This is a genomic window from Mammaliicoccus sp. RAM2 (genome assembly GCF_045897195.1).
Classification (GTDB): Bacteria; Bacillota; Bacilli; order Staphylococcales; family Staphylococcaceae; genus Mammaliicoccus; species Mammaliicoccus sciuri.
In genome coordinates, this window is record NZ_JBJNWI010000009.1 from 116,246 (window position 1) to 142,896 (window position 26,651).

The following is a 26,651-nucleotide window of genomic DNA, read 5'->3' on the forward strand; positions in this document are numbered from 1 at the left end:
TTATTAAGGGAGGTTTTAACATGTCGTTAACTTTTAAAGATTATCAATATGAACAAATCAATATTGAAGAAAAAGAAAAACAAACCAAATCATTATTAAATGAATTCGATAATGCAGAAACGGTCGATCAAGCAATTGAGGCGATTAATGAAATTAATAAGGTTAGAAACCATACTGATACGCATTATAACCTAGCTTACATAAGAGCATCTATCGATACAAATGATGAATATTATAATAAAGAAAGAGATTTCTTTGATGAAACAATGCCTAAAATACAACATTTAGATCATTTATTCTATCAATCTTTATTAAAATCTAAATTTAAAAATGATTTAATTGCACATTTTGGACAACAACTTTTTTCTTTAGCAGAAGTTGCTCTCAATACATATAATCCTTCTATTAATGACTTACTTGTTAAAGAAAATAAATTAGTAAGCGAATATGATAAATTAATTGCTTCAGCAGATATTGAATATAACGGTGAACATTTGAACTTATCACAATTCAGTAAGTACTTAATCAACGAAGATAGAGCAATTAGAAAAGATGCATTTACAGCTAGAGAACAGTTTTTTGCAGAGCATCTAGAGGATTTAGATCGTATCTATGATGATCTCGTAAAAACTAGACATGAAATAGCTTTAAAATTAGGATATGAGAACTTTGTTCAACTCGGCTATGATAGAATGCAAAGAATTGGGTACGATGCAAATGATGTTAAAATTTTTAGAGAGCAAGTTAAAGAACATGTCGTACCTATTACTGAAGACATCAAATCACAGCATGCAAAACGTATTGGCGTGGACAATTTAAAAGCTTACGATAATAATTTTACTTTTAAAACTGGTTCGCCAAAACCACAAATATCAACTGAAGAAATCGTGAAAAATGCTAAAAAAATGTACCATGAACGTTCTGAAGAAACTGGTCATTTTATAGATTTTATGATTGATAAACAATTATTTGACTTAGAAGCTAAAAAAGGAAAAGAAAGTGGTGGTTATTGTACAATCATTAATGATTTTAAATCACCATTCATCTTTGCCAATTTTAATGGCACGCAAGGCGATATTGAAGTTATGACACATGAAGCCGGACATGCTTTTCAAGTATTTGAAAGCTTGAAGTATTCTGTGCCCGAATATTACTTCCCTACTTCAGAAGCATGTGAAATTCATTCAATGAGCATGGAATATTTAACTTATCCATGGATGTCATTATTTTTCAAACAAGATACGGATAAATTTAAACTCGCTCACTTAGAAGACAATATTAAATTCTTACCATATGGTGTAGCAGTGGATGAATTCCAACACTTTGTTTATGAGAATCCAGACATTTCTTCAGAAGAACGCAGAAAAGCTTGGTCAGATTTAGAAAATAAATACTTCCCAAGCGTAGACTATGACAATATTCAACATCTTGAAAATGGTGCATTTTGGCATAGACAAGGTCATATATTTGCATCACCATTTTATTATATTGATTATACATTAGCGACAATTTGTGCAATGCAATTTTTTATTAAACAAGAAGCTGATCCAGAACAAGCATGGTCTGATTATTTAAAAATATGTCAAATTGGCGGTTCACAATCATTTATTGATATTATGGCATCTGTTCAGTTACAATCTCCTTTTGTAGAAGGTACTGTAAAATCCATTATAGAAACATTATACAAAGCAACTCAGAATATTGATCAAAGTGAATTTTAATAAAAAAGTGAGAGCGGGGCAGAAATCCCGCCCCGACATGGATGACTAGATACTACAAGAGACTGAGACATTACATTATGTCCCAGTCTTTTTTATATGGAAGAATCAAGGTAAGAGTGAGGTTCTATGTTGCTAGATTGGAGTGTCTTGCAATATACAAAGCGCCTATTTATCTTGTTTGGGCAGTCTTGATAAATACAGAGCCTCAACATTGCTTGTCGCGCTTCACTTGCAATATTCAGCCTCCCAACATTGCTTGTCGCGCCTCACTTGCAATATTCAGCCTCCCAACATTGCTTGTCGCGCCTCACTTGCAATATTCAGCCTCCCAACATTGCTTGTCACGTCCCACTTGCAATATTCAGCCTCCCAACATTGCTTGTCGCGCCTCACTTGCAATATTCAGCCTCCCAACATTGCTTGTCGCGCCTCACTTGCAATATTCAGCCTCCTATTTCTAAAAATATGAAAAGGAGTCTAGAACATTTCTGTCCCAGACTCACTTTTACTTGATTTATATTTATGACTTTGAAAATCTTCGCATTATGAATAATATGATGAATCCTAATACAAGTACGATTGCGATTGAAATACCAATGATAAGCGGTTTAGAAACATCTTTATGATCAGAAGCTGTTTCAAAACTTTCTGTTGTTGTTTTTGTTGTTTCTATTTTTGTATCATCATCATCATCTACAGATGTTGTTTCTGTCGTTATATTAGTCTTTTTAAATTTTGGTTGTGCTAAATCAGGTCTACTACCAACTTTACTTGTTACAAGCTCTAACACATCTTCATCCAATTTACTATAATACGCTTCTGAATGGCCAGGTATAAATTTAGGCGCTTTTTCATCAGTGTATTGCGGATTGTTGTAATAGCCATCCCCTACTTCATTTGTGTTAGGATATGCTGGCATTGTTGGTTTATATTGATTTACATTTTGATCGTTATTTCTATTTGTATTTGGTTCATTAGTTTTAGGTTCTTCAGAAGATGGTTTCCCACTATTGGATTGATTCGGTGATGGTAATTGATCTTGATGATTGCTATCATTGCTTGAAGGTTCTTCAGTGCTCGGCTCTTCTGTTGTTGGTTCTTCAGTGCTCGGCTCTTCTGTTGTAGGCTCCTCTGTACTTGGCTTTTCATCAGTCTTAGGTTCTTCTGTACTTGGTTTCTGATCTGATTTCGGCTCAGTGCTCGGCTCTTCTGTTGTTGGTTCTTCTGATGACTGTTCCTCTGTACTTGAAATTTCTTCTGACTTCGGTTCAGTACTTCTTTCCTCTGTTTTACTATTTTGTTCACTATTAGAATCAGTTTCTTTGGATTGCTGTGCTTCTATATTTTGATTCGATTGTTCTTGAGTTGTGTTCGGAGAAGTATCTTTTGTACTAGATTCATTGCTTTCTATCGCATCTGTATTATTCCCATGTGCTACTCCAAATGCCATAGAAGATAATAGTAATGTTGAAATCATAGCATTTTTAAATATCTTCATAAAAATTCTTCCCCTCCTCTACATTAATTAATAGTTAAAGTATAAAGGAATGTTTCTTTGTTTTCTATGCTTGAACGCCATATGTTACACAGAATTAATATTTTGTAATAACTTATTCATATTTCTTACAATTTACTGATATTAAAATAAACGCTTGTTGTATCAAAACAACAAGTGTTTTTGATTCGTTTAATTATTTAGTTGTAAGTCATATTTCGTAAACTTCAAGTAAACTTGGCCAGACTCTGTAGAAGTTCTGAAATTAACAGCATCTTCATCAGGGAATATTCTCGTTGTGAATACTTTTTCACCATCGTTAACGAAAATTTCTAGACTAGATGTATCACTATAAATTCTCAGGTCTTTTAAATCATTATCTAAAGTTGTTGTCCGAGTTGTCTTCTCAACCGCTTCACTTACAATACCACTTTCAAATCGATCTAAAGTTAGTTGTTTAGAACGTGTATTATAAATAATTTGCGTTGAACATTTCTTAGATACTCTTAAATCAAAGTATATTTCGCTAGCTTCATTCTCCAGAATCTCAATCATTAATTCAAACTGTTTACCTTCATATGGGTGAAGTTTAACTGAATGCTTATTAGCATAACCTTCAGCAGTTTCTTTATTTGTTCTTAATTTTTCAAGTGCTTTTATAGGTCTTTGTTTCAGTTTATCATCTTCAATTGTTAATACTCTTGGAATAGTTAAACAATGTGCCCAACATTCTTCATCTGTAGCATAATCTATTTCAGGAAGTCCCATCCAACCAATTAATATTCTGTCACCATGTTCATCTAAGAACGTTTGAGGTGCATAAAAGTCAAAACCTTGGTCTAATTCAACAAAATTCTGATGCTCAAACTTTAACATGTTTAAATCAAAATCACCAATTAAATATCCTGATTGATATATGTTCTCGAATTGGTTATTTTCCGCTTCAATACCTTGAGGCGAAAAGATAAATACATCTTTATCATTTAACTTAAATAAATCTGGACATTCCCACATATAACCAAAGTTTTGCAGTTGTGTTTCAATTTCGCCTTTAAATTGCCAATCTTGAATATCTTCAGATTCATATATAACAACTGTACCTGTTTCATTCTCTCTTTGAATGCCAAATATTGCATAGTATTTTCCATTCTCAAACCATACTTTAGGGTCTCTAAAATGTTCAGTATATCCTTCTGGCTTGTTTGGAATAGCTGGTTGATCAAACTTTTTAAAAGTGCCATCTTCTAATTGTTCAGCAATCATTTGGACAGATTTACGATCCCAATTTTCATTACGCACATTTCCCGTATACATTAAATATAACTTTCCATCATAATCAAATGCACTACCCGAATATACACCATGACTATCATATTCTGTATCAGGCGCCAACGCGATTCCCTCATCTTTAAATTCTAGTAAATCTTTACTTGTATAATGATACCAATACTTCAAACCATGAACGGCACCAAGCGGAAACCATTGATGAAATATATGATAAACGCCATTATGATAAACCAAACCATTTGGATCATTTAACAACCCTGTTTTTGGTTGAATATGAAAAGTTTGACGCCATTTTGACGCATTCACTTTATCTATTAATTCATTGTATGCTTCATCAGATATGTCTGATAATTTTTTATATCTTTCTTCTCGTGTCCAATTTACCATTATCATTCTCCTTACATCCGATTTAGACCGGTTCCATAATATATATTTTAGCATACTTGAAAGGCTTATTTTTTTAACCATTCAAATTGTGTTCCGATAATATTTAATTTTTCTACCGTTTCTTGATTAATACTTTTATTTAATACATGAACAGCTGTCTCACCAGCTAAATAATAGTTAAACTTTACAGTACCAATATGAGGTGCCACAATTTCTGTCATCTTATTTCCGCCAAATCCAACAATCGTTGGCATATCAACTTCTCTTTTTAAAAGTGTATGGTATATACCTAAAGCTATATTATCAGTAGCTGCGACAATAACTTCGTCTTCTCTCAACTTAATATCATTACCTAATATCTGAGCATCTCTTATACTGAAACTACTTTCAATAAATGTTGGGTTGATGCCTTGATCCTTTAGTGGAATAAACAGACCTTCTTTTCTCGTCTTACCAACTGCAATATCATGTTCAGAAACACCGATATATGTAATATTGTGCTTTTGATGTTTCAATAACCATTCTGCTACTTGATTACCTGCTTGGAAATCATCATGAACTATCGATAAAAGTGATCCATGTGATTGACCAACAATAACAATCGGGCATTCAACTGACTCAATTGCTTTCATATGTTCTTCAGAAATGTTAGTAGCCATCAAAATAATGCCATCCACTTTTCTCTTAGCTAACATATAAATTGAATCAATCTCTCTATCTTTTGATAAATCTGTATTCACAATCATTGTTTGAACATTTTGTTTAAGTAAAGTTGTTTCAATTCCTTTTAACGTTTCAGTCGTTGCATAGGAATCTAACCTTGGTACAATTGCACCGATCAGCCCCGTTCTCTTAGCCTTTAAACTTTGAGCAAATTGATTCGGTTTATATCCTGTTTCTTCTACTACTCTATGTATTTTTTCTTTTGTACTTTTACTAATGGAGCCACCATTTAAATATCTAGAAACTGTACTTTTAGAAACACCCGCCATATTAGCAATATCTTTAATCGTCTTCATGTATACACCTCTCAGTCATTTATTCTATCATAAAACCGTTTCCAATTCTTTATAAATAAAATACAGTTTTAAACAAAAAAACCTAGAAACAAAGATACTTGCCTTTGTTTCTAGGTTAAATGTAATTTATTGTTTTTCAACCGTTATCGTCCATGAAGCATCTCCAAGTTGTTCATAATTCGTAACTGGATAACCATTCTCTGCTGCCCAATTTGGGAGTGCTTCTGTCGCTTGCGTACAATCAAAATCAATTTTCAATTGTTCGCCAACTTGTAATTCATCCATTTTATTTTGTGCTTCTATTAATGGGAATGGGCATACCATTCCTACTGTACCTAATTCATGTACCATATATATCGACTCCTTTTATTAAATACTTTGTGTACTTACTTGTGTCTTAGTTTGTCTTGCTTTTCTAGGTTTAACAAAGATGAAATAACTCATAAACCATGCACCAACGATCATTGATGGTAATGCAACCCAACCTTGCCAACTCATTGCTGCAGTTGAAACTAAACCATTACCGATTGAACATCCGCCTGCTAATGATGCACCAACACCCATACAAGCACCACCGATAACACTGTTTCTTATTGTTTTAGTATCTGGCATTCTCCATTTGAATTCTCTTGAACCTTTTGCAGCAATATATGAACCGATAAATATACCAAGTACTAAAAATACGCCCCAGTTTATTAATGAAGCATCACCTGTAACTAAGTATTGCACGATATTTGCTGAAGGTGTTGTAATACCAAGGCCAGCAATTCTACCTGTTGAAGCACTCATTGGCCAAGCAATTAATGCTATAATACCTACTGCTATTGCAGCTGCAAATGGGTGATATCTTTTTTCAAATAAGATATGACGAATGCCTGTATATTTTTGTTTTAATTGAGGAATTGCTACTTTTGGTTTTTTTAGTGTTTTTGTCACAAAATAAACTGTAACAATAACTAAAATAGCAATCAATACCCATACAGGTACATTAAGTGTTTCTGCCATATTAGAGTTAACGACACTATATGAATTAATTTTTTCTTGAACAGGATTTAATGGTCCAGATTTCATAATTGCTGCAGTTACACCGTATAATACTAAGGCTATCCAGCTTCCAATTAAGCCTTCGCCTGCTCTGTACCATGTACCAGTCGCACATCCACCAGCTAAGATAATTCCGATACCAAATACAAATGATCCAAATATCGTACCTACTAATGGAAATGTTGCTGCTTCTAACTTAAATACACCTAATCCTACTAGTGTAAATAATCCAATGCTTTGAATAGAGATCGCGATTAATAAAGCATAAAACATTTTATTATTTTTCTGTACATACATATCTCTAAACCCGCCTGTTAAACAAAAACGTGTTCTTTGCATAACAAAGCCAAGTAATATTCCGACTATAAGGCCACTTATAATCATCCAAACCATATAAACAACTCCTTATTCCTATTACAATGATAGGAATAATAATATATCATATTCAACACATATTCAAGTTAACATTTGATTACAAATATCAGACAATTCAATAAAAAAACAGCTATAGCATTAAGCTACAGCTGCTCTTTATCCTCTTGATCCATCCCCAGTTCTTCTTCCATTAATTTTTGCTCTGCTTTTAAATATTTTTTATAGCCTATTTTTGAAATAATAATGCTGATTTCATAAAGTAAAATCATTGGTAATGTAAACAACATATGTGTCATAAAGTCAGGTGGTGCGATTAACGCAGCCACAACAAGTAAAATAAAATACGCATATTTTCTATTTTTCTTTAAAAACATCGGTGTAACGATACCTAATCTCGTTAAAAATAGTAATAAAATTGGTAATTGAAAGACAAATCCGAATGGTATTGTAAATTTAAACATTTCACTAAAGTATTCTTTAATGCCGATCGTTTGTTTAATCCCCATATCATCAGCTAATCCCATTGTGAACGAAATTAAATACGGAAAAATCACAAAGTATGAGAATAATAAACCACCTACAAATAAAATCAAACTAAATGGTATATAACTTAACGTCACTTTTTGTTCTTTCGGATGTAAACCTGGAGATATAAATGCCCATAATTCGTATAAAATTACAGGCGATACTATGATAAATGCAATCACAATTATCATTGTTATGTATATCGTTAATGGATCCGTTATTCTAAATGCATTGAGTTCTAATGTTTGTGTAAAATCATCATTTGTTATATAAAAAATAACTGGTTTAGCTACGAAAAAGCCAACAATGAGACCACCAACAAGGAAATATGCAATGATCATAATACGTCCACGAAGTTCTTCTAAGTGTTCGACAAATGTTAAATTGTCTTTATCCACCGTCTTACCTCCAATCTAAAAAAGATGTGGCAGGAAACCCGCCACATTCATGGGAACATCTGTTAAATAAAATTCTATTTAACTTCTTTATCTTTGCTATCTTCTGGAGTGCTTTTCTTCTCATCAAAGTTTGTCATGCCATCAGTCGCATCTTTAAATTCTTTCAAAGTTGAACCCATTGCTCTACCGAATTGTGGTAATTTCTTTGGTCCAAATATAATTAATGCAACTACCCCTATAAATAATAAACTGACTGGTCCTGAAATACCAAGTGTGTTAATAAACATTAAAGCTTCCATTTGATACCCTCCTATTGATTCTTCATAAAGAAGATTAAAGATTGTAATTCAATTCCTAAATCTATATGATGAACCTGCACTTTCTCAGGTACATTAATTCTTTGAGGTGTAAAATTCAAAATACCAGTAATACCCGAAGATGTTATACGATCCGCAACTTTTTGAGCTGCTTGTTGTGGTACTGTTAATATTACAACTTGTATACCTACTTCTTCAACTACCTTTTCAAAATCATCCATACTATCCACAGTTAATTTACCAACCATACTTCCAATTATATCTTCTGATTGATCAAAAGCAGCTACAATTTGCATTCTATCATTTACAGTAAAGTTATAATTCACAAGTGCAGTACCTAAATTACCAACACCAACGATTGCGACTTTAGTCATATCATCTTGTTCAAGCGTTGTTCTAAAAAATTTAAGTAAATAACTAATATTGTAACCATAACCCTTTTTACCTAATTCACCAAAATACGAAAAATCTCGACGAATGGTAGCTGAATCAATTTTAAGTCCTTCACTTAATTCTTTTGATGAAACACGATCTACGCCAGAATTATGCAATGTGCTAACAAATCTATAATAAAGAGGCAAACGTTTCAAAGTTGCTTTAGGGATCTTCACATCATTCTTTGCCAAAATCCTCACCTTTTCCAATATAAAATAATGTGATTGCGTTCACATCTAATGGCTTAATTATAACAAACTTCACGTAAAATAACTATATAAATATTGTATGTGATTTACATACAATTATCACTCGTTTTCATGTAAAATAATAACTAATAGAGAGGTGTAAACATGATACTTTTACAAATAAATAAATTAGAGAAATCTTATGATGGAGAAGTTATATTCTCTGATGTAGATTTCGAAGTAAAAACCGGTGAAAGAATCGCTATTGTCGGTAGAAATGGCGCGGGAAAAACAACATTAATGAAAATCATTGCTGGTGTTGAATCATATGATGAAGGAAATATTTCTAAAGGTAAACAGGTTACGATGGGATACCTTACTCAACAAATGACATTAGATTCAAATGACACTGTTATGAATGAAATGAAAAAACCATTTAAAGACGTTATCAATATTGAAGATAAAATGAAAACTTTAACAGATTGGTTAAGTATTCATGCTGATGAGTATGACCAAGATTTATATAAAGAAAAGTTGTCACAATACGAGGCTTTATCCAATCAATATGAATTAATGGACGGCTATAATTACGAAAGCAAAATTAAGACCGTATTAACAGGTTTAGACTTTAAAGAATCTGACTTTGATAGACAAATTCAATCATTTAGCGGTGGCCAAAAAACAAGATTATCTATGGCTCAAATGTTATTAAGTGAACCTGATTTACTGTTACTCGATGAACCTACGAACCATTTAGATATGGAAACAACAGAATGGCTAGAAAATTATTTAACTCACTTTAAAGGTGCAATTGTTATCATCAGTCACGACAGATACTTCTTAGATAAAATAGTCAATCAAGTATATGATGTCGCTTTAGGTTCTGTTAAAAAGTATGTCGGTAATTATAGTAAATTCTTAAAAGAACGAGATGCACATTACGAAAAAGTCATGGCTGAATATGAAAGACAACAAAGTGAAATTAAAAAGTTAGAAACATTTGTCGAAAAAAATATTACACGTGCTTCAACAAGCGGCATGGCAAAAAGTCGTCGTAAAGTATTAGAAAGAATGGAAAGAATCGAAATGCCGAGACTTGATGCTAAAAGTGCACAAATAAATTTTGAAATAACTAGAGCTACTGGTGAAGATGTACTTAAAGTTCAAAATTTGGATATTGGTTATTCTAAAAGTATTACACCAACTATCAACTTAGAAGTTAAACGACATGATCGAATTGCGATAATTGGTCCAAATGGTATTGGTAAATCTACGTTGATTAAAACAATAGCTCAAAAAATACCTGCTTTAGGCGGTAATATTGTTTATGGTTCTAATATTCAAATTGGTTATTACGACCAAAAACAAGCAGAATTCACTTCTAATATGACAATCTTAGACTATGTTTGGAATCAATATGCACATATGCCTGAGAAAGATATAAGAACAATTTTAGGTAGATTTTTATTTACTCAAGAAGAAGTAAAAAAAGTCATTAATGATTTATCTGGTGGAGAAAAAGCCAGACTTCAACTCGCTTTACTCATGTTAGAAAAAAACAATGTACTCATATTAGATGAACCTACCAACCACTTAGATATCGATTCTAAAGAAATGTTGGAACAAGCTTTGCAAAATTTTGAAGGTACACTACTCTTTGTATCACATGACCGTTATTTTATTAACGAACTAGCAAATAATATTTTCCACATCACACAAAATGGAAATGAATTATTTAGAGGCGATTACCAATATTATTTAGAAAAACTTGAACAACGTGAAGCTATTAGTCGTTATGAACAAGAAGACATCAAATCTACTGAAACGCCTAAAGACGATCAATATTACGCAAATCAAAAGCAACTAAAAAAAGAAAAACGTAAACTTGAAAGACAGTTAGAAGAAATTGAAAATAATATTTCCACATATGAAAAACAAATCTCTGACTATGAGCATCAACTTACGTTACCAGAGATATTTAATGATATTGAAAAAAGCAATGAAATCAATAACTTACGAGTTGAAGCAGAACGTTTGCTCGAAGAAAACATGGAAAAATGGGAAAAACTTGAAAGTAAGTTAAATTAACAAAAAACGACTGAGGTAAATTTTACACCTCAGTCGTTTTTTCTGTATTAATTAAACACAACTTTATACACATCAAAAAGTCTTATTTTTCAAGTAATCCACAAAGTTATCCTAGTTATACACAGGTAAAATGTAAAAAATCAATCTAAACCAAGCAACTTATCCACAATTATTTAAAAACTTATACTAATGTTATCCACAAAATGTGGTTAACTTGTGCACAAGTACAAACGTTCTGTATTGACTTTATGATAAATACGTGACCTTCATGTATTTTTTGTAAATATTTTAAATTCAAAATGTTGAAATGACTAAAATATTAATATATTTATCAATTAGGCTAGATTTAATATTCAATTCGTCTTATAATTTACATAACCAATTTTCTTGTTTTAAAAACTTTAGTTATAAATACTACTTTTATTTTGAAGTTAATAATGTGCTTAGAGTTAAATTTCATTGATTAATTGGTCTTGTGTATGCTACAGAAGGGATGATGATTTATGAAACAATCTAACATTGAAAATTATACAATGAAAGCTAAGGAACTATTGAAACATAAAATTATAACTAAAGAAGAATATGATCAGCGTATAAAAGATTATACTGACTATACGAATAGTGAAGGCAAATATGCACGTAAATAGAAAAGACTGGGACATAATGTAATGTCTCAGTCTTTTGTAGTATCTTGGCAGTAGATGACTGAATTAAAATGCGCTTGTACCAAGCTTTTTCAACTCTAGTCATCCTTGCCGGGGCGGGACTACGAAATCTTTTTTATACAAATTAGATTTCTGTCCCGCTCCCTTTTCTATTCTGTATATGCATTTACCATCCAAGTTACACCAAATGGATCTTGGAATGAACCAAAGAGTGGTGACCACTCTACCTCGTTTAAAGGCATATCAATTTTACAACCCGCTTCTTCTGCTTTCTTAAACAATTCGATGACAGCTGCTCTATCTTCTTCATCGTTATAATTAAACTGAAAACATGCTTGAGCGCCTTCGTTATTGATATCTTTATTTTGCCAAGTGTCACTACATAAAAATGTCTTCCCTAATAAGTTAAAACTCGCGTTCATTGTAAAAGATTCGGGCAATTTAAATTCATCAGGTGCATCTTTAAACATTTCATGGTTACCCGGAACTCTCATAATATCCGTTGCACCTAATTTTTCTTCGTAGAACTTTAATGCTTCAATACTATTTTTAAAATTAAAATAAGTATTCACTTCCACTTTACAACGCCTCCTCAATCTTTTATATCACATTGAGTATAACGTCTATAGTGCAATATTACAAATTATTGTATATTAAAATGCTTCAATATCTAGAGAACTTTTACCGTTTAATTTCATATTTGAAAAGCGATTATTTTCATATAAGAAATGAGCTACTGACCCTATCATAGCAGCATTATCTGTACATAAATTTAATGGTGGAATACTAAGATCTATTCCTAATTTATCAGTTTCTTCTTCAAGTGCATGACGTAAACCTTTATTCGCAGCTACACCACCTGCCACAATTAAGTGTTGAACATCATAATCTTTAACTGCGGCCATTGTTTTACCGACAAGTACTTCAACTACACTATTTTGGAAACTAGTCGCAACATCTTCTTTTATGATTTCATCATTTTTTTGCTTTTTATTATGCAATGTATTAATAACTGCACTTTTCAAACCACTGAAACTGAAATCATAACTGTCTTTTTCTAACCAAACTCTAGGGAAATTCAAAGTATCTTGACCGATTTGTGCAAGTCTATCAACTTCTGGACCTCCTGGATATGGTAAACCTATTGTTCTAGCAACTTTGTCATATGCCTCACCAACTGCATCATCACGTGTTTCACCTATAACTTCAAAATCTAAATGATTTTTCATGTAAATCAGTTCTGTATGCCCACCTGAAACGATAAGCGCAATTAATGGAAATTCTAGTGGTTTAACGAGATGATTAGCATAAATATGCCCTGCAATATGATGAACTGGTATAAGTGGTTTTTGATGACTAAATGCTAAGCCTTTGGCACTTGCAACACCGACAAGTAAGGCACCAATTAATCCTGGACCTTCTGTTACGGCTATTGCGTCAATGTCATCCATTTGCATATTCGCATTTTTCAAAGCTTCATCAATCACTGTTGTCATCACTTCAACGTGTTGACGACTCGCTACTTCTGGTACTACACCGCCAAATTTTTTATGTGTCATCATTTGTGTAACAACTTCATTACTAATAATTTCATTGCCGTTTTTTATGACACTTGCTGCAGTTTCATCACAGCTTGTTTCTATACTTAATATAATTGATTCAGACATTTTTTAGACTCACCCACATCACTTTAGCATCCTCTCCATCGCCATAATAATTTTTCCTAACGCCACCATACGTAAAGCCAGCTTTCTCATAAACATGTCTAGCCGCTTCATTATCCACTCTTACTTCTAAACTCATCGTCGTACAAGTTGCACTTGCAAAAGTCATCGCATATTCTAATAGCATTTGACCTATGCCATTACCTCTATATTGCTCAGCAACAGAAATAGTCGTTATTTGTGCTTGATCAATGACTAGCCACAATCCGCAATACGCGATAATTTCTTCACCAATAGATACTACAAAATAATGCGCAAATTCATTTTTCTCTAACTCATGATAGAATGCGTCTATAGACCATGAACTTTGTGTAAAACTATGATGTTCTATTTCATATACTTGAGGGACATCTTCAATTGACATTTTTCTGATTTCTAATGCTTCGTTTGATTGTTTTTCCAATTTTGTTCCGCCTCTGATAATTTTAGATATCTTGGTTTTAGTTCATGAACATTTAACACAGGTTGTTCTTTAATGTTATACATTATTGAAGCATCAGGTAATTTCGAAAGAATTCTACCTTCTAACTTATCTTGTAACTTTAATACATCGTGACCAATAAATATATATGGATAATTTCGTGATTTTAAAAATTGATTCAATGCTTCAATAGATATATAACTATCGTCTTTGATTGTTTCTAATTTATCATCTTTATATTGATAAACACCAGCAAATACATGGTCTCTTCTAGCATCAAATAAAGGTACAATAAGATTATTTCCGTAGTCATATGTTGCTGCTAATGCCTTTAAAGATGAAACTTCATATAATGGAATATCCAAAGTATATGCCATCGTCTTTGCTGTTGTAATACCAATTCTTAAACCTGTATAAGAACCAGGACCATTAGCAACCACTATTTCAGATAATGATTGAGGTGTTAATTGCGCTTCATCCATTAATGATTCAATAACAGGCATTAATTGTAATGAATGATTCTTTTTTATGTTGGACTGATAATTGATTAATACATTTCCGTCTTTAACAAGTGCTACTGCTAATGGTTGATTAGATGTATCAATTAGTAATGTTGTCATCATTTAGCACTTCCTTTATCTGTTTATAATGTTCACCTTTAGAAATTATTTCAAACACCCTTTTATCTGCGTCTATATACTTAATGTTGATTTCTAAACGCTCTTTTGGTAAATATTCTTGAATGAATTCACTCCATTCAATAATCGTAACACCATTATCATTAAAGTATTCATCAAATCCTAAGTCTTCATCACTATCTTCTAATCTATAACAATCCATATGATGAAAAGACAATCTTCCTTTGTAGGACTTTATTATATTAAAGGTAGGTGAATTAATGGTTCTTTTAACGCCTAAAGCCTTTCCGAAATATTGACTAAAAGTGGTTTTACCCGCTCCTAAATCTCCATTCAACAAAATAATATCATTTTCAGTTACAACTTGAGCTAATTTTTCAGCAATTTGCTGCGTTTTTTCTAATGAGTCAACTTGAATAATCACTAATTTGGCACCTACCTTTTCTTTACTTAAACTAACTGAACTATTATAACAAATATTTATTTAATTGGGTAATGAATGGTCTATTTATCAGTAAAGCGCTTACATTATCTAAATTTTTAGAAAAATCTAAATCTTCTGTTGACATGTATTCTGATATGCGTTAAATTTAGTACATAAATTTTTTAACTATTCAAAAATCTTAACTAAAAATATGGTTCACATTTGAGAAGAAAGGACGAGTTGTAATGAATTTCACAATGACGGCAAATAAACCGACAATCGAATACAGCATATTAGTGATTTTATTACGCTCAGAAGGACTCGAACAACAGTAAGCTTCAATTTACTGTATGGTTTAAGTCCTATTTCTACTTGAATGGGACTCGAAGCAACGTCCCATATTTATTGGGACGTTGCTTTTTTATTTTTCTAGAGGAGTGTAATTATGAGAAGTGACATGATCAAAAAAGGTGATCACCAAGCACCTGCAAGAAGCCTATTACATGCAACAGGACAAATCAAGAGCCCAACGGATATGAATAAACCATTTATTGCGATTTGCAATTCTTACATTGATATTGTCCCAGGACATGTTCATTTAAGGGAATTGGCAGATATCGCAAAAGAAGCGATTAGAGAAGCAGGTGGTATTCCATTTGAATTCAATACAATCGGTGTTGACGATGGTATAGCAATGGGTCACATCGGGATGCGCTACTCATTACCAAGTAGAGAAGTTATTGCTGACGCAGCTGAAACTGTTATTAACGCACACTGGTTTGACGGCGTATTCTACATGCCAAACTGTGACAAGATTACACCAGGAATGTTACTAGCATCTGTTAGAACAAACGTACCTGCAATCTTCTGTTCAGGTGGACCAATGAAAGCTGGTTTATCTGCAACTGGTAAAGCATTAACTTTATCTTCAATGTTTGAAGCAGTTGGATCATTCAAAGGTGGTTCAATGACGAAAGAAGAATTCTTAGATATGGAAAAGAACGCATGCCCTACTTGCGGTTCATGTGCAGGCATGTTTACAGCAAATTCAATGAACTGCTTAATGGAAGTCTTAGGATTAGCATTACCTTATAACGGAACAGCTATTGCTGTAGGAGAAGAAAGAAGAGAATTAATTAGAGAAGCAGCCTTTAAACTAATGGACTTAGTTAAAAAAGACATTAAACCTAAAGACATCATTACTAAAGATGCAATTGATGATGCATTTGCTTTAGATATGGCAATGGGTGGTTCTACAAATACTGTCCTTCATACTTTAGCTTTAGCAAATGAAGCTGGTATCGATTATGACTTAAATAGAGTAAATGAAATAGCTAAACGTACACCTTACCTATCTAAAATTGCACCAAGTTCTTCATACTCAATGCATGACGTACATGAAGCAGGCGGTGTACCAGCCATCATCGGTGAATTACTCAAACTCGATAATGTTTTACATCCTGACCGTATTACAGTCACTGGTAAAACATTAAGAGAAAATAACGAACATCGTGAAATTAAAAATACAGAAGTTATCCATACAAGAGATAATCCATTCTCTGAAACTGGTGGCTTATCAATGTTATTTGGAAATATCGCGCCAGATGGTGCAGCTATTAAAGTTGGTGGTGTTGATCCATCAATCAAGAAATTTGTTGGTAAAGCGATTTGCTTTAGTTCACATGATGAAGCGGTTGAAGCAATTGATAACCATACTGTTAGAGAAGGTCACGTTGTTGTCATTCGTTATGAAGGCCCTAAAGGTGGACCTGGAATGCCGGAAATGTTAGCACCTACTTCATCTATCGTCGGTAGAGGTTTAGGTAAAGATGTTGCATTAATTACAGATGGTCGATTCTCAGGTGCAACAAGAGGTATCGCTGTCGGACATATTTCACCAGAAGCTGCCGCGGGTGGACCTATAGGACTCATCCAAGACGGTGATGAAATCATCATTGATTTAACGAATCGTACATTAGATGTAAATGTCTCTGAAGCAGAATTACATGCTAGAAAACAAAACATTGAACCATTTAAAGCTAAAGTTAAGACTGGTTATCTTGCAAGATACACTGCCCTTGTAACAAGTGCAAATACAGGAGGCATCTTGAAAGTACCGGACGAACTAATTTAAGGAGTGATTTGCATGGCACTAACTACTAAATCATACAAAGAACCAGATGAAGCAACTAAAGAAAAGACAATAACTTACACGGGGGCAGAATTACTTGTCCAATCCTTTATCGATCAAGAAGTCGATTACATCTTTGGATATCCTGGTGGCGCTGTCTTACCTTTATATGATGCCTTTTATGAAGGTAAAGTGCCTCATATTCTCACGAGACACGAGCAAGGTGCAGTTCACGCAGCTGAAGGATATGCAAGAGTTACAGGTAAACCTGGTGTTGTAGTCGTTACAAGCGGGCCTGGCGCAACTAACACTATTACTGGAATAGCTGATGCTATGAGTGACTCAATTCCACTAGTTGTACTTACAGGACAAGTACACAGACCAGGTATTGGTAAAGACGCTTTCCAAGAAGCTGATTTACTCTCTATGACAACACCTATTACAAAGCATAATTATCAAATAACTGATGTAAAAGATATTCCAAAGATTATTGATGAAGCATTTCATATTGCTTCAACTGGTCGTAAAGGGCCGGTTGTCATTGATTTTCCTAAAGATATCGGTGTTCTAGAAACAGTTGAAGTTTCTCCAAGAGAACTTAATTTACCGGGATATCACATAAACTTAACACCAGAAGATAAAGAGATTGAACAAATTATTCAAATGATTCGTTTAGCAAAGAAGCCTATTATACTTGCTGGAGCTGGTGTAAACCATGCTGAAGCTTCAAAGGAACTTACAGCATTTGCTAATAAATACAAAATCCCTGTTGTAAACACTTTGCTAGGATTAGGTTCTATCCCCTACTCTGACCCATTATTCTTAGGAATGGGCGGTATGCATGGATCATATGCAAGTAACATGGCATTAACGGAATGTGATTTGTTAATTAACTTTGGAAGTCGATTTGATGATCGTCTAGCAAGCAACCCAGATGATTTTGCGAAAGACGCTAAAGTTATTCATGTAGATATCGATCCATGTGAAATTAACAAAATCATTCCTACAGATTTAGGTATTATTGCCGATGCAAAACAAACATTAGAAGCACTTTTAGAATACGAAGCACATGAACTTATCCATCATGAATGGTATGAACATTGTCTATCTAATAAAGCAACATATCCATTTAGATATGACAAACCAACTGATGACTTTATTAAGCCACAACAAGCAATTGAGTATATCGGAAAGATTACAAACGGAGATGCACTTGTTGCTACAGATGTAGGTCAACATCAAATGTGGGTTGCACAATATTATCCATTTAAAACACATGGGCAAATTATTACAAGCGGTGGTCTCGGTACAATGGGCTTCGGTATCCCAGCAGCAATGGGTGCCAAGTTTGCACACCCTGACAAGACAGTAGTTGCATTTGTTGGTGACGGTGGATTCCAAATGACTAACCAAGAAATGGCCATTTTAAATGAATTTGATAATGACATCAAAATCGTACTAATCAACAATGGTGCTTTAGGTATGGTTAAACAATGGCAAGATAAATTTTATAGCCAACGTTTTTCTCATTCAGTATTTGCTGGGCAGCCTGACTTTATGAAGCTTTCTGAAAGCTATGGTGTTAAAGGTTTCATGATCGATTCTAACGATAAATTAGAATCTACACTTGATGAAGCATTCGCTCATAAAGGCCCAGCCTTAATCGAAATTAGAATTTCCCCTTCTGAACCAGTACTTCCAATGGTTCCAAGTGGACAACCAAACTACAAAATGGAGGGCGTTGAATAATGAAAAGAACAATTAAGACTCAAGTACTCGATAGAGCGGGTACACTCAACCGACTTACAAGCATTTTTGTAAGGAGACAATACAACATTGTTTCTCTTTCTGCAACGCCTACTGAAACAGAGGGCATCACAAATATTACATTTATTGTGGATGTTTCAGATGAAAGTAGTACAGAAACAATTATTAAGCAGTTAGAAAAGCAAGTAAATGTAATATCTGCCCTAGATATTACAGATAACAACCTTTTTAATAGAGAACTTATTTTAATCAAGTTAGGTCATCCTGACGATTATCAAACATTCGAAAAAATCATTAAGCCTTATGAAGATCAATTAACCATTTTAAAAGATTTAGAAGATTATATTTATATTCAAGCAATTGGAACCCATCAAACAATAGAAAATCTATTGGATGATTTAAAAATATATCCTGTGACACAAGTGTCACGAACAGGTTCTGCAGGATTACTATAATACAAAATAAAACAAATTAATGGAGGCATTTATTATGACTAAAGTATTTTATGACAACACGGTAACAGAGGACGCATTACAAGGTAAGAAAATCGCAGTAGTTGGATATGGTTCACAAGGGCATGCACATGCTCAGAACTTAAAAGATAACGGATATGATGTTGTAATTGGTATTCGTCCAGGTAAATCATTTGATCAAGCTAAAGAAGATGGTTTTGAAGTATATCCAGTAGATGAAGCGGTAAAACAATCTGACGTTGTAATGATTCTATTACCAGATGAAATTCAAGGACAAGTTTATAAAGAAGAAATTGAACCTAACTTAGATGAAGGAAATGCTTTAGTATTTGCTCATGGATTTAATATTCACTTTAAAGTTATTCAACCACCAGCAAACGTAGATGTATTCTTAGTTGCACCAAAAGGACCAGGTCACCTAGTTAGACGTACATTTACTGAAGGAAGTGCTGTGCCTGCACTATACGCTGTATACCAAGATGCTACAGGTAACGCAACTCAATTAGCATTAAGTTATGCAAAAGGTATCGGTGCTACTAGAGCTGGTGTTATCGGCACAAGCTTTGAAGAAGAAACTGAAACTGATTTATTTGGTGAACAAGCAGTTCTTTGTGGTGGTGTAACGAAACTTATCCAATCAGGTTTCGAAACATTAGTTGAAGCTGGCTATCAACCAGAAATTGCTTACTTCGAAGTATTACATGAAATGAAATTAATCGTTGATTTAATGTATGAAGGCGGAATGGAAAACATGCGTTATTCTATTTCAAACACTGCAGAATTTGGTGATTATGTATCTGGTGAACGTGTTATCACACCTGATGTTAAAGATAATATGAAAGAAGTACTTAAAGATATTCAAACAGGAGCTTTCAGTGATCGCTTCATTAAAGATAACGAAAATGGCTTTGAAGAATTCCTAAGAATGCGTAAAGAACAACAAGGACATCAAATCGAATCAGTAGGTAGAGAATTACGTGACATGATGCCATTCGTTAAAGCTAAAAGTATTCAAACTAAATAAAAGTACTAGAATTTAAGGAGAGGATTATTATGTCAGACCATATTCAAATATTTGATACAACACTAAGAGATGGAGAACAAACACCAGGCGTCAGCTTTTCATTTGATGAACGTCTCAAAATTGCTAAACAACTAGAAAAATGGGGAGTCGATGTAATAGAAGCTGGCTTCCCCGCTTCTAGTGAAGGTAGTTTTAAATCAGTAGAAAGTATTGCTAAAGCATTAACAACAACTGCAGTTTGTGGGTTAGCTAGATGTAAAAAGTCAGATATCGATGCTGTACATGAATCAACAAAAGAAGCACAGCATAGACAAATTCATGTTTTCTTAGCAACTAGCCCTATCCACTTGGAATATAAATTGAAAATGACTGAAGAACAAGTATTAGCATCTATAACAGAAAATGTAACTTATGCAAAAACATTATTTGAAAAAGTTCAATTTTCACCTGAAGATGCTACAAGAACACCTTTACCATTTTTAATTAAAGCAGTACAAACAGCAGTTGATGCTGGTGCAGACATTATCAATATTCCAGATACGGTTGGTTATTCTTATCCTACAGAATATGGTCAAATCTTTAAGACACTTATTGAAACAATTCAAAGTGATCATGAAGTGATATATAGTTCTCATTGTCATGATGATTTAGGTCTTGCTGTAGCAAATGCCCTATCTGCTTTTGAAAATGGTGCAAGAAGAGTTGAAGGTGCAATTAATGGAATCGGCGAACGTGCTGGCAATACTGCTCTTGAAGAAATTGCACTTGCACTACACGTTAGACAAGATCATTACAACCTATCTACTAATATCAATTTAGCTGAAACTAAGAGCACAAGTGACATGGTAAGTAGATATTCAGGTCTTCGAGTCCCTAGAAATAAAGCAATCGTTGGTCAAAATGCATTCAGTCATGAATCTGGTATTCATCAAGATGGTATTTTGAAAAACCCTGAAACTTATGAAATTATGACACCTCAACTTGTCGGTGTTGTTAAGAACTCATTACCACTTGGTAAACTATCTGGTAAACACGCATTTAGTGAAAAGTTAGTAGAACTTGGATATAATCTCTCACCAGATGAACAAGTGGAAGTATTTAAACAATTCAAATCAGTCGCAGATAAGAAAAAACAAGTAACTGATCGAGATATACACGCTATCCTTCAAGGTAGTGAACATGAAGAAAATGCATACTATAAAGTAAATGCACTTCAACTTCAATTTGTATCAAATGGCTTACAAAGCGCTGTTGTCGTTATTGAAGATAAAGAAGGAAATACTTATAAAGACTCATCTATTGGTTCAGGTTCAATTACATCAATTTATAATGCAATTGATAGAATTTTTGATTATACGCCTGAATTACAACAATATCGAATTGAATCTATAACAGAAGGTACGGATGCTCAAGCTGAAGTACACGTTCAAGTAGAATTTGAAGATGAAGTATACACAGGTATCGGTATTGACTACGATATTCTATATGCTTCTTGTAAGGCATATGTTGAAGCACATGCTAAACACAGTGAGAACAAATTGAAAGAAGGCGTAAAGTCATGACATACAAAATCACTGCCCTACCCGGTGATGGAATCGGTCCAGAAATTTTAGAAGGTAGTATTGAAATACTAGAATTATTATCAAAGAAATTTAATTTTGATTATGAAATAGACACTAAAGATTTTGGAGGTATCGCCATTGATAAACATGGCGAGCCTTTACCTCCAGAAACTTTAACTGCTTGTCAAAACAGTGATGCAATATTATTAGGAGCCGTTGGTGGTCCTAAATGGACTGATCCAAAAAATAGACCAGAACACGGCCTATTAGGTATTAGAAAAGCATTAAATTTATTTGCTAACATTAGACCAACAATTGTTACTGAATCCACTGCACATTTATCACCATTAAAAGAAGAACTCGTAAAAGGTACTGATTTTATTATTGTACGTGAATTAACGGGTGGTTTGTATTTTGGAGAACCGAAATATTTTGATGATGAAAAAGCGATTGACACTCTTGCATATACTAAAGAAGAAATTACAAGAATCGCACACGTTGCATTTCAGTTAGCTACTAAACGAAATAAAATCGTTACATCAGTAGATAAAGAAAATGTACTTAGCTCTTCAAAACTTTGGAGACAAACATTAGAACAAGTTTCTAAAGATTATCCAGATGTCACACTTAATCATCTCTTAGTAGACGCATGTAGCATGCATTTAATTACAAATCCTAAACAGTTTGATGTTATTGTAACTGAAAATTTATTTGGAGATATTCTAAGTGATGAAGCTTCAGTTATTCCAGGATCACTTGGCCTTTCACCTTCTGCAAGTTTTGGTGAGAATGGACCAAGTTTATATGAACCAATACATGGTTCTGCACCTGATATAGCTGGTCAAGATAAAGCAAACCCTAGTGGTATGTTACTATCATTAGCAATGTGTATTAGAGAAAGTTTACATCAACCTGAATGCGCACAATATTTAGAAGATATCGTATTTAGAACAATCAAGAAAGGTATTGCAACTAAAGATTTAGGTGGAAATAACAGTACATCTGAAGTCTTCGAAGCAATCAAAAATAATATTTAGAAGGAGGAAAACGACATGTCTCAAACATTATTTGATAAAGTATGGAATCGACATATAATAGCTGGTAAAGAAGGTGAACCCCAATTATTATACATCGACTTACACCTTATTCATGAAGTTACATCTCCTCAAGCATTCGAAGGCTTAAGATTACAAAATAGGAAAGTAAGACGTCCCGATCGAACGTTTGGAACATTGGATCATAATGTACCTACAATTGATATATTCAATATTAGAGATGAAATTGCTAATAAACAAATTAGTGCTTTGCAAAAAAACTGTGAAGCATTTGGTGTAAAGTTATTTGATATGGGTTCAGATGAACAAGGTATCGTGCATATGGTTGGCCCAGAAACAGGATTAACACAACCAGGTAAAACTATCGTATGTGGAGATTCACATACTGCAACGCATGGTGCATTTGGAGCTATTGCTTTTGGTATAGGTACAAGTGAAGTAGAACATGTTTTTGCAACTCAAACACTATGGCAAACTAAACCAAAGAACTTGAAAATTCAAGTTGATGGTACATTGCCAACTGGTGTTTATGCTAAAGATATTATCCTATACTTAATCAATCAACACGGCGTTGATTTTGGTACTGGTTACGCTTTAGAATTCGCTGGTGAAGCTATTTCTAATATGACAATGGATGAGCGAATGACAATTTGTAATATGGCTATCGAAGCTGGTGCTAAATATGGCATGATGAAGCCAGATGAAACAACTTTTGAATATGTAAGAGGACGTAAATATCAACCAGAGAACTTTGAAGTAGCTATTGAAGATTGGAAGACTTTATATTCTGACGAAGATGCTACTTACGATAAAGTGATTACTGTAGACGTAAGTAACCTTGAACCACAAGTCACTTGGGGTACAAGTCCTGAAATGGGTGTTAGTTTTAATACACCATTCCCAGAAATTAAGGATTTAAATGATGAAAGAGCCTATAATTACATGGGCCTTCAACCAGGTCAAACTGCTAGAGATATTCCTCTAGGTTATGTTTTCCTTGGTTCTTGTACAAATGCAAGACTTTCAGATCTTATTGAAGCAAGTAAAATTGTAGATGGTCATAAAGTCCATCAAGACATTACAGCAATAGTCGTTCCTGGCTCTAGAAGTGTTAAACTTCAAGCAGAAGCGCTTGGTCTAGATAAAATTTTCAAAGAAGCAGGATTTGATTGGCGTGAACCTGGATGTTCAATGTGTCTAGGAATGAACCCTGACCAAGTTCCTAACGGTGTTCACTGTGCCTCAACTAGTAACCGTAACTTTGAAGGTCGTCAAGGTAAAGGTGCAAGAACGCATCTCGTATCTCCAGCAATGGCAGCAGCAGCAGCTATTAACGGTAGATTTGTAGATACTAGAAAGGTGGTCATTTAAATGGAACCAATTAATATTTTTAATGGTAAAACAGTTCCCCTACTCAATGATAATATTGATACGGATCAAATCATTCCAAAAGCTTTTTTGAAAAGAATTTCTAAAACTGGTTTTGGCCCCTTCTTATTCGACGAATGGCGTTATTTAGAAGATGGCTCTGATAATCCAGATTTCAACTTAAATAAACCAGAATATAAAGGTGCAAGCATTCTCATTTCAGGTGATAATTTTGGTTGTGGTTCATCAAGAGAACACGCTGCATGGGCATTAAAAGACTTTGGATTCTTAATTATTATAGCAGGTAGTTTCAGTGATATATTTTATATGAACTGTACTAAAAATGGTATGTTACCTATTGCTATTGAAAATAAAGAAGACAGAGAAGCAATAGCTCAACATAGTGAAATAACGATTGATTTACCTGACCAACTAATCATTACACCTGAAGCAAAATATCATTTTGATATAGACGCTACATGGAAGAATAAATTGATTAACGGTTTAGATGATATTGCTATTACATTAACTTATGAAGAACAGATCAACCAATATGAAAAAATGCACAACTAATTGGGAGTGGTAGAATGACCTTAAAAACACGTTTAAGTGCTGAAGATATAGAAGAAGCATTTTTAAAATTAAAAGATACAGTAAAAGAAACACCTTTAGAAAAAGATATGTATTTATCACAGAAGTTTGACTGTAATGTATATTTAAAAAGAGAAGATTTGCAATGGGTACGTTCCTTTAAATTAAGAGGTGCGTACTATGCAATTAATCAGTTAACATTCGAAGAACGAGCAAATGGCGTTAGTTGTGCGAGCGCAGGTAATCATGCACAAGGAATCGCATTCACAGCTAAACAACTTGAAATCAAAGCTGTTATATTTATGCCAGTAACAACACCAGCTCAAAAAATTAATCAAGTTAAATTTTTCGGTGGTGAATTTGTACAAATAGAATTAATTGGCGATACTTTTGATGATTGCTTAAAACATGCATTAGATTATACTGAACAATTTGGATTAAGCTTTATTGATCCATTCGATAATATTAATACAATTGCTGGTCAAGGTACGATTGCTAAAGAAATAGTAGATTATGCAGAAGAAGAAAACATCAAATTTGATTATTGCTTTGCTGCAATCGGTGGCGGTGGCTTAATTTCAGGAGTAGGCACATATCTTAAAGATACAACGCCTACTACACAAGTCATTGGTGTAGAACCACTTGGAGCAAGCAGTATGGCTCAATCTGTTAAAGCTAATAAAATTGTTACATTAACAGATATCGATAAATTTGTAGATGGCGCTTCAGTAGGAAAAGTTGGACAATTAACATTCGAAATTTCAAAAAATGTTGTTGATGACTTTGTTGCTGTAGATGAAGGTGAAGTATGTAGTACAATCCTAGATATGTACTCTAAACAAGCTATTATTGCAGAACCAGCTGGCGCACTAAGCGTCACTGCACTTAATCATTATAAAAATGAAATTAAAGGTAAAAATGTTATTTGTATTGTCAGTGGTGGTAACAATGATATTAACCGAATGAAAGAAATTGAGGAACGCTCACTTTTATTTGAAGATATGAAACATTACTTTATTGTTAACTTCCCACAAAGACCAGGTGCATTAAGAGAATTTGTTAACGAAGTGCTTGGACCAAATGATGATATTACAAAATTTGAATACTTAAAAAAATCGAGCCAAAATACAGGTTCTGTTATTATAGGTATTCAACTTAAAGATCATAATGATTTAGACCAACTTTATAAGAACGTTAGCGAATTTGATCCTAAATACATCTATATTAATAAGAATAAAATGCTTTATTCACTACTAATATAAGACAAAATCACATTAAAACATCTCATTTCTTCCTGTTATAAGCAGAGAAATGAGATGTTTTTTAGTTATAGATCCTATAATATAAATTTATTTAATAAGTACAGTATATGGCCTTTATCTTCTACTTTATTTTAACTAAGTTTAAACATAAAAAAAGAGACCTAACAGGTCTCGAGTACGGCTCATCGCATCCATTTATAAACATTTGCCCGGCAACGTCCTACTCTCGCGGAACGTAAGCCCAACTACCATCGGCGCTAAAGAGCT

Annotated in this window: 25 protein-coding genes; 12 read left to right on the top strand and 13 right to left on the bottom strand. The window is 33.5% G+C overall.

Going from position 1 to position 26,651, the window contains the following annotated elements; genetic code table 11:
* Positions 1 to 20 precede the first annotated feature (20 nt).
* Positions 21 to 1,721 (top strand): M3 family oligoendopeptidase, encoded by a 1,701-nt coding sequence (locus ACJTHF_RS13015; protein WP_078354823.1) that lies wholly within the window; start codon positions 21 to 23, stop codon positions 1,719 to 1,721.
* Positions 1,722 to 2,241: 520 nt separating this feature from the next.
* Here ACJTHF_RS13015 and ACJTHF_RS13020 read toward each other — a convergent pair.
* The 8 genes from ACJTHF_RS13020 to ACJTHF_RS13055 all read right to left on the bottom strand — a co-directional run bounded on the left by ACJTHF_RS13020 (position 2,242) and on the right by ACJTHF_RS13055 (position 9,194).
* A complete protein-coding gene (locus tag ACJTHF_RS13020; RefSeq protein WP_232157320.1) occupies positions 2,242 to 3,219 on the bottom strand; it encodes an SdrH family protein in 978 nt (325 codons plus the stop codon).
* 189 nt (positions 3,220 to 3,408) lie between these two features.
* Positions 3,409 to 4,890 (bottom strand): glycoside hydrolase family 32 protein, encoded by a 1,482-nt coding sequence (locus ACJTHF_RS13025; protein ID WP_232157322.1) that lies wholly within the window; start codon positions 4,888 to 4,890, stop codon positions 3,409 to 3,411.
* A gap of 65 nt (positions 4,891 to 4,955) precedes the next feature.
* Positions 4,956 to 5,909, bottom strand: coding sequence for a LacI family DNA-binding transcriptional regulator (locus ACJTHF_RS13030; RefSeq protein ID WP_058592486.1), 954 nt, complete (start codon positions 5,907 to 5,909; stop codon positions 4,956 to 4,958).
* A gap of 126 nt (positions 5,910 to 6,035) precedes the next feature.
* Positions 6,036 to 6,260 (bottom strand): sulfurtransferase TusA family protein, encoded by a 225-nt coding sequence (locus ACJTHF_RS13035; RefSeq protein WP_025905061.1) that lies wholly within the window; start codon positions 6,258 to 6,260, stop codon positions 6,036 to 6,038.
* Between the two features lie 18 nt (positions 6,261 to 6,278).
* Positions 6,279 to 7,346: a YeeE/YedE family protein gene (locus ACJTHF_RS13040; protein ID WP_058592485.1), complete on the bottom strand. Its 1,068-nt coding sequence runs from the start codon at positions 7,344 to 7,346 to the stop codon at positions 6,279 to 6,281.
* 125 nt (positions 7,347 to 7,471) lie between these two features.
* Positions 7,472 to 8,251: a twin-arginine translocase subunit TatC gene (gene tatC, locus ACJTHF_RS13045; RefSeq protein WP_058592484.1), complete on the bottom strand. Its 780-nt coding sequence runs from the start codon at positions 8,249 to 8,251 to the stop codon at positions 7,472 to 7,474.
* Positions 8,252 to 8,325: 74 nt separating this feature from the next.
* Positions 8,326 to 8,550: a twin-arginine translocase TatA/TatE family subunit gene (locus ACJTHF_RS13050; RefSeq protein WP_048540593.1), complete on the bottom strand. Its 225-nt coding sequence runs from the start codon at positions 8,548 to 8,550 to the stop codon at positions 8,326 to 8,328.
* 11 nt (positions 8,551 to 8,561) lie between these two features.
* Positions 8,562 to 9,194 carry a redox-sensing transcriptional repressor Rex gene (locus tag ACJTHF_RS13055; protein WP_025905057.1) on the bottom strand — a complete coding sequence of 211 codons (633 nt, stop codon included), beginning with the start codon at positions 9,192 to 9,194 and terminating at the stop codon, positions 8,562 to 8,564.
* Positions 9,195 to 9,356: 162 nt separating this feature from the next.
* Between ACJTHF_RS13055 and ACJTHF_RS13060 the strand changes: the two genes are divergently transcribed.
* Positions 9,357 to 11,279 carry an ABC-F family ATP-binding cassette domain-containing protein gene (locus tag ACJTHF_RS13060; protein WP_107609136.1) on the top strand — a complete coding sequence of 641 codons (1,923 nt, stop codon included), beginning with the start codon at positions 9,357 to 9,359 and terminating at the stop codon, positions 11,277 to 11,279.
* Positions 11,280 to 11,782: 503 nt separating this feature from the next.
* Positions 11,783 to 11,926: a hypothetical protein gene (locus ACJTHF_RS13065; protein ID WP_167388695.1), complete on the top strand. Its 144-nt coding sequence runs from the start codon at positions 11,783 to 11,785 to the stop codon at positions 11,924 to 11,926.
* 167 nt (positions 11,927 to 12,093) lie between these two features.
* On the opposite strand, the gene ACJTHF_RS13070 is transcribed toward ACJTHF_RS13065, so the two are convergent.
* The 5 genes from ACJTHF_RS13070 to tsaE form a co-directional block, all read right to left on the bottom strand.
* A complete protein-coding gene (locus ACJTHF_RS13070) occupies positions 12,094 to 12,522 on the bottom strand; it encodes a VOC family protein (protein WP_048540591.1) in 429 nt (142 codons plus the stop codon).
* Positions 12,523 to 12,597: 75 nt separating this feature from the next.
* Positions 12,598 to 13,611 (bottom strand): tRNA (adenosine(37)-N6)-threonylcarbamoyltransferase complex transferase subunit TsaD, encoded by a 1,014-nt coding sequence (gene tsaD / locus ACJTHF_RS13075; protein WP_232157324.1) that lies wholly within the window; start codon positions 13,609 to 13,611, stop codon positions 12,598 to 12,600.
* Positions 13,604 to 14,071 (bottom strand): ribosomal protein S18-alanine N-acetyltransferase, encoded by a 468-nt coding sequence (rimI, locus tag ACJTHF_RS13080; RefSeq protein WP_048540589.1) that lies wholly within the window; start codon positions 14,069 to 14,071, stop codon positions 13,604 to 13,606. Before rimI ends, tsaD begins: the two co-directional genes overlap by 8 nt.
* Positions 14,044 to 14,709 (bottom strand): tRNA (adenosine(37)-N6)-threonylcarbamoyltransferase complex dimerization subunit type 1 TsaB, encoded by a 666-nt coding sequence (gene tsaB, locus ACJTHF_RS13085; RefSeq protein ID WP_058592489.1) that lies wholly within the window; start codon positions 14,707 to 14,709, stop codon positions 14,044 to 14,046. Before tsaB ends, rimI begins: the two co-directional genes overlap by 28 nt.
* Positions 14,690 to 15,148, bottom strand: a complete 459-nt coding sequence (tsaE, locus tag ACJTHF_RS13090) for a tRNA (adenosine(37)-N6)-threonylcarbamoyltransferase complex ATPase subunit type 1 TsaE (RefSeq protein WP_119650220.1) — start codon at positions 15,146 to 15,148, stop codon at positions 14,690 to 14,692. The genes tsaB and tsaE overlap by 20 nt, the downstream gene beginning before the upstream one ends.
* Positions 15,149 to 15,596: 448 nt before the next feature.
* Here tsaE and ilvD point away from each other — a divergent pair, with 448 nt between their 5' ends.
* Genes ilvD through ilvA form a run of 9 tightly spaced genes read left to right on the top strand, consistent with a single transcriptional unit; the run spans position 15,597 to position 26,384 of the window.
* The gene (ilvD, locus tag ACJTHF_RS13095; protein ID WP_025905050.1) at positions 15,597 to 17,285 is read left to right on the top strand and encodes a dihydroxy-acid dehydratase; all 1,689 of its coding nucleotides are present in this window, start codon (positions 15,597 to 15,599) and stop codon (positions 17,283 to 17,285) included.
* Positions 17,286 to 17,297: 12 nt separating this feature from the next.
* A complete protein-coding gene (ilvB, locus tag ACJTHF_RS13100; RefSeq protein ID WP_232157326.1) occupies positions 17,298 to 19,031 on the top strand; it encodes a biosynthetic-type acetolactate synthase large subunit in 1,734 nt (577 codons plus the stop codon).
* Positions 19,031 to 19,504, top strand: coding sequence for an acetolactate synthase small subunit (gene ilvN, locus ACJTHF_RS13105; RefSeq protein WP_048540587.1), 474 nt, complete (start codon positions 19,031 to 19,033; stop codon positions 19,502 to 19,504). The genes ilvB and ilvN overlap by 1 nt, the downstream gene beginning before the upstream one ends.
* A gap of 34 nt (positions 19,505 to 19,538) precedes the next feature.
* A complete protein-coding gene (gene ilvC, locus ACJTHF_RS13110) occupies positions 19,539 to 20,546 on the top strand; it encodes a ketol-acid reductoisomerase (RefSeq protein WP_058592479.1) in 1,008 nt (335 codons plus the stop codon).
* Between the two features lie 29 nt (positions 20,547 to 20,575).
* A complete protein-coding gene (locus ACJTHF_RS13115; RefSeq protein WP_048540585.1) occupies positions 20,576 to 22,108 on the top strand; it encodes a 2-isopropylmalate synthase in 1,533 nt (510 codons plus the stop codon).
* Positions 22,105 to 23,145, top strand: a complete 1,041-nt coding sequence (gene leuB, locus ACJTHF_RS13120) for a 3-isopropylmalate dehydrogenase (RefSeq protein ID WP_078354829.1) — start codon at positions 22,105 to 22,107, stop codon at positions 23,143 to 23,145. The genes ACJTHF_RS13115 and leuB overlap by 4 nt, the downstream gene beginning before the upstream one ends.
* 15 nt (positions 23,146 to 23,160) lie before the next feature.
* Complete coding sequence (gene leuC / locus ACJTHF_RS13125; protein WP_232157328.1) at positions 23,161 to 24,534, top strand: 3-isopropylmalate dehydratase large subunit; 1,374 nt, start codon at positions 23,161 to 23,163, stop codon at positions 24,532 to 24,534.
* Complete coding sequence (gene leuD / locus ACJTHF_RS13130; RefSeq protein ID WP_048540582.1) at positions 24,535 to 25,104, top strand: 3-isopropylmalate dehydratase small subunit; 570 nt, start codon at positions 24,535 to 24,537, stop codon at positions 25,102 to 25,104.
* A gap of 14 nt (positions 25,105 to 25,118) precedes the next feature.
* Positions 25,119 to 26,384: a threonine ammonia-lyase IlvA gene (gene ilvA, locus ACJTHF_RS13135; protein ID WP_058592476.1), complete on the top strand. Its 1,266-nt coding sequence runs from the start codon at positions 25,119 to 25,121 to the stop codon at positions 26,382 to 26,384.
* The last annotated feature ends 267 nt before the right edge of the window (positions 26,385 to 26,651 follow it).